The organism is Wandonia sp. (assembly GCF_984588085.1).
In genome coordinates, this window is sequence record NZ_CFIGVI010000024.1 from 34127 (window position 1) to 39323 (window position 5197).

Here is a 5197-nt window from a genome sequence, read left to right on the forward strand (position 1 = left end):
CCTTTGTTATTCATTCACTTTTATCCATTCAACCCTTTTTTCAATGTCTTTTTCTACAGGGCTTATTATCATAAACAAGTCCGTCAGATAAATCACCTCAACAGTTCTTTTATTGTATCCCAACGCTCCAATGTCTTGACTTTGGAGTTCAACTTTTTTAAAATTCAGGTGTCCGTTTTGATAGAGGATTTTCTCTGTTTTCCAGGCTGAGGAAGAAAAAGCAATTTTGGAAGGTCCTATTATCAAAATCGCAATTAAACTCAATACAGGAAGTATGGAACCAATTATTTTCCTTGTTTTTGTTTTAACCTGCCATACATTCCAGATCAATACCAGAGGAGTTACTATCATACTTCCGTAGTAAGTATATGATTTTAATATTTGACTTTTAATCTCAAATGAAGTCAGCCCGTCAAGAGTAAAAAACAGAAGAGTCAGAATAAATACCCCATTCAAAAGTATTGATATGTATCTCTTTATCGTCATTTGTCATAGGAGCTGAAGAGTCCCGCTAAAGATAGCTATTTTTTGTTTGAGAAATTTTTCATGTTAACCGGATATTCCCAATTGAGTTTTTATTAAGTTGTGCATTTTTAACTTCGGAATTGATTTCTTTAATCAAAAATAAGCGTCAAATTATGTTTTATCTCTGTTGTTGTGACTGGCTATTTTGGATTGTTTTTCGGAATAAATATCGTTTAATTTACTTGTAAATTGTTCCAATTCCTGTGTTACGGTTTTTATATAACCAAAATATTCTTTTAGTTTTTCGGAAGACAAGTCCTGTTCCGTTTCAAGTAGATTGGTAATTCCCAGGATTGTTGTTACAGGTCTTCGCATAACGTGGGAAATGTCGAAAGCTATTTGTTCAAGAGCATTTTCATATTCAATATGATGCGTAATATTCGTAAATGCACCATATATGATCGTTTCTCCGTCTTTTTCTTTGTGGGGTTGTCCTTCTATCGCATACCAATCATAACCGGAATTCCGCTTCACTCTATATTCATGATAGAGTCGGATCTCTTTTTCTATTGAGCGGGTTATAGCGGCTTGCAAAGGTCGGATATCATCGGGGTGTGTCAATGAAAAAATGGTGTTCAGATTTTTAATCCATTCATCCAGATTTATATCAGGATGTAATTTTTTCATGCCCGCACTTATAAATGAAAACTTCATATTACCTGAATCTGAAACGACTAATTCAAATATTCCGAGAGGTATATTCTCTGTGATTTTTGTCAACCGGTCGATATTGAGTTTTACTGAGGTGTTCAGTGTCGTAAACGTTTTGTGATTCTCAATAATAATCATCGCTTTTTCGGCCAGAATCTGAAGAGCCCTTTCCTGCGCTTTGGTAAACTCCCTTGGCTTTCTGTCGATAATGCATAAGGTTCCCAGAACATGGTTTTCTTTGGTTACCAAAGGTGCTCCGGCATAAAAGCGGATATAAGGATCCCCTACAACCAGTTTATTGTTGATGAATCGTTGATCTTTGAATGCATCATTTACAACCAGTACTTCGTTGGGTTTGTGCAAGGCGTGTTGGCAAAAGGAATCTTCAACTTTTGTTTCATTTACCTCAAGACCTTTATTTGATTTGAACCATTGTCGTTTATCATCCAGTATGGTAATTAGGGAAATAGGAGTGTTACAGATTATTGAGGCGAGTTCCGTAATTTCGTCTAACTCCTTTTCCGGGGGAGTATCAAAAAGTTTATAGGAATAAACATCTTCTAATCGATTCTTCATTTTTTGACGCAATTAGTCTGTATTTGACTGTTTTAAATTAATATATAGGGCTTTATAAGATGTGAAACACTTACCTTTTTTGTAAGATATGATCTATATTTTATAAAGCAACTAATCATACTACCGTAAAAAATCCGGTATACTACTTCGGTCATAATATATGAAAGATAGGGGAGGTTGCAAATTTAGCATTTTTTAAGAGCACTATCCTCCTTTTTCGAAGTTTTTGAAAAGATGTCTGTGTTTTAATGTATTGCTAAATAGGTGTTTATCCCTATTTTTCTTTACTTGCTTTGGATTGATAGCATTCGATTTCATGTAGTCTAATTTTGTTTTATATACGTAAGCTCCAAAGCTTTTGGATGGTGATACTTCTGTATTTTCACTAATTTGTTTTCAGGGATGGTTAAGTTATTGAAAAACAAGGTGTAAAAGTTGGATTGTTTTTGCTTTTTCACACGGAATAAGGAGTAAACAGCTCGAAACATAACGAACAATCAAAAGTAAATAGATCAGGTTAGTGAGAATAAATAGGTTTCTGGCTTTGTTTTCGTGTCGCCTACCGAGTATACTACTTTCAGTATGACGCATCGGGATTTTGGTTACTAATTACTTTATTCCTTTTAGTTGAGAAGAACAATTTTTGTTTTTTCGATAAACTACTTTCAGCTTATTTTCATTTTCAACGATTAATTTATTTGTAGTAATAGTGAGTATCTTTTGGAGACTTTCTCCCCCTGTGATCTCAAACCATTGTAGGTAGACCTCTTTTTCTTTCATGATTACTTTGAAAAACGGAGCTGAAGAATGAATGCGACTTTTAAATTCATACCCATAATCAATCTGGTACCTGAACTGATAGTTTTTAGTTTTCCAACATCCGGCTAGTTGCTTCTGTATTTGCTGAAAGTGCAAACTATCTGAATGAGTGGAGGTGATCTTAATTGTGTTATTTTGACCAGTACAGTCAAAAATAGCTGTAAATAAGAGTAACATAAAAACGATCTTCATCATAGTAGTAGAACAAATAAGGTCTCTTACATGTTATAGGGGCAGCGTTTTAAAAGTAATCACAAGAATGTTGTTTACGTTACTTTTCATCACATTCAGTTCCCTGATAGTTTCTCCAATGCTTCGGTTACAGAAGAAACAAAATTAACTTGTTTCCCTTTATTGCTTTCGTATATGAAATCTTTCAGGCTCTGACCAGAGAAGGCTGAAAACTCTCCTACAATAGCTAATTGAACACGGTACGTCGAAAACTTTTGAAGGATTTCACCTGCCATTCGATTTTTGAGTTCGAAAAAGTCTGGAGTAATGTTTTTTTGATGGATGATAACTTTATCAAACCCTTGATAATAAAGGCTCCCTAGTATATCTATTCCTTCTTCAGTAGTATTTATAAGGTTTTCTTCTGACAATAGTTCAGCAATTTTTGAATCATTAATTTCGTGTGTTTTGATTTTCATTTTAATTCTTTTGATAAATAAGACAGAGAACAAAAAAAGGATGGTCGTACCCCCCCTTCGTAACCTCAAAGGTCGAAATTACATAATCATTACGATAAGAATAACAACCTGGTTGTTGTGGATTAAACTTCTGAAAATATGAAAAGAGCTGTGCTGCTTTTATCCTTCAGGATTAATCATTGCGTAAATGTCAAGACTTATAAATGCTCCATTTTTTATTTCGCAGTCTTTCATTGTTCCTTCCAAGTTAAAAGCAAGTTTTGCCAGTCCTTTTTGACAATTTTTGTTTTCTGACTCGACAAATCCTTCAATTCGATGAAGTCCTAACTCTTTAAATCCATATTCACAGATTAGGGGCATTACTTCCTTCATAATTCCTTTTCCCCAAAATTCAGGAAGTAGCCAAAAACCAATCTCTGCCTTTTTATTGTCTTTATCCAGGTCATTGAGTCCACCTGCACCGTAAAATACGTTTCCGTCTTTGGAGCAGACTGCCCACCATATTCCTGTTTCATTTTTTTCCAGATCACTAAACCAGGTGATTTGTTCTTTTGTCGCTTCTAAACTATCGAAGCTTATCCCATAATATTTTATGATGTCAGGATGAGAAAGTCCTTTGAAAACATTCTCTAAATCATCCTCTGTAAATTGTCTTAGCGTAAATCGTTCCGTTTCTATTTTTTGAAAATTACTACTCATTGTTCTATTTTTAATCCGGTTTATTTTGTCAAAGGTGATCATTGGTAAAAAACGCAACTCATTTTACCAAAAGAAGATTATTTCACGCCTTGTGTTATCCTTTCCCTTTGTGGGGAAGCATATATGACAAATATAACAGATCATTACGAATGATCAAAAGGGTTTTTTACGTGTTTATTCTACCATTTTACCAATGAGAGTTTACATGTGTTTTTAGTTACTTTTGTAGAGGATAGTTGTAGAAGTAGGCTGTAGTGCTCCGATTTTTCAATGAAATAATTAAAAAATGGATAATTTTTTTGAAAGTCCTTTTAAGGGGAAAATTATTAAAGATCATATCACGAATCCCAATATAATTGCAGGCAAGTTTTCATATTATTCGGGCTATTACCATGGACATTCTTTTGATGATTGTGCAAGGTATCTGTTTCCGGATAGAGAAGATGTGGACAAGTTAATTATTGGATCTTATTGTTCAATAGGTAGCGGAGTGAGTTTTATTATGGCAGGAAATCAGGGACATCGATATGACTGGATATCGAGCTTTCCATTTTTCTATATGTCCGAAATTGATGCTTTTCAGGCAAGTAAAGATGGCTTTCAGAAAGCTGGTGATACCATTGTGGGAAATGATGTTTGGATAGGGAGTGAAGCGATGATTATGCCTGGAATTAAAATTGGTGACGGGGCGGTTATAGGAAGTAGGGCTTTAGTAACAAAAGATGTGGAGCCTTATTCAATTGTAGGGGGAAACCCTGCTAAATTGATTAAGAAACGATTTAACGACACTACAATTGAAAAATTATTGGAAATGAGTTGGTGGGATTGGGATGAGAACGAATTAGCCGATGTCGTTCCTGTTTTATGTTCCAATGATATAGAACAGTTGTACGAATATTTTAAGAATCGAAAGTGATTTTTGAATTTTAGCTTTTGTTCACCTAATTATAACTGTTTTGAACCAGGAGAAATGTGCAGATTGATACCCTTTTAAGAGTCTTGTAATATTAGTGTTGTTTCTTCAAATTTTTTCATTTGTTTTGAGTTTTCTCTTGTGATTCCAAAATAACAAGTTGAATTTCCAAAACTTTCGAAGTTGTACATTCAGGAAAAAGGTTAACATAATTCTTTTCTAAATCCGAATTGTCAAAAGGGTATCAAAATAGTATCACAAATTTATGTGTTTATTTTGTTTTTAATTGTTTCTTATTGTTTAAATAGTTGACTATTAGTGTTTAGGAAAACAAAAAAGGACGGTTTAAAACCGTCCTTAGTGA

The 5197-nt window shown here is 34.0% G+C and carries 6 protein-coding genes; 1 reads left to right on the forward strand and 5 read right to left on the reverse strand.

Annotation, left to right across the window (positions count from 1 at the left end):
• Positions 1 to 6: 6 nt before the first annotated feature.
• The 5 genes from AC4PL9_RS10210 to AC4PL9_RS10230 all read right to left on the reverse strand — a co-directional run bounded on the left by AC4PL9_RS10210 (position 7) and on the right by AC4PL9_RS10230 (position 3920).
• Entirely contained in the window at positions 7 to 486 is a 480-nt protein-coding gene (locus AC4PL9_RS10210) for a hypothetical protein (protein WP_491604650.1), read from the reverse strand.
• A gap of 150 nt (positions 487 to 636) precedes the next feature.
• Positions 637 to 1752 carry a GAF domain-containing protein gene (locus tag AC4PL9_RS10215; RefSeq protein ID WP_491604651.1) on the reverse strand — a complete coding sequence of 372 codons (1116 nt, stop codon included), beginning with the start codon at positions 1750 to 1752 and terminating at the stop codon, positions 637 to 639.
• Positions 1753 to 2361: 609 nt separating this feature from the next.
• On the reverse strand, positions 2362 to 2766 hold the full coding sequence (locus AC4PL9_RS10220) for a hypothetical protein (protein WP_491604652.1): 405 nt from the start codon (positions 2764 to 2766) through the stop codon (positions 2362 to 2364).
• Positions 2767 to 2858: 92 nt separating this feature from the next.
• Complete coding sequence (locus tag AC4PL9_RS10225; RefSeq protein ID WP_491604653.1) at positions 2859 to 3221, reverse strand: DUF4180 domain-containing protein; 363 nt, start codon at positions 3219 to 3221, stop codon at positions 2859 to 2861.
• 159 nt (positions 3222 to 3380) lie between these two features.
• Positions 3381 to 3920, reverse strand: a complete 540-nt coding sequence (locus tag AC4PL9_RS10230) for a GNAT family N-acetyltransferase (protein ID WP_491604654.1) — start codon at positions 3918 to 3920, stop codon at positions 3381 to 3383.
• A 286-nt stretch (positions 3921 to 4206) separates the two neighbouring features.
• Between AC4PL9_RS10230 and catB the strand changes: the two genes are divergently transcribed.
• The gene (gene catB / locus AC4PL9_RS10235) at positions 4207 to 4836 is read left to right on the forward strand and encodes a type B chloramphenicol O-acetyltransferase (protein ID WP_343787648.1); all 630 of its coding nucleotides are present in this window, start codon (positions 4207 to 4209) and stop codon (positions 4834 to 4836) included.
• Positions 4837 to 5197: the final 361 nt, after the last annotated feature.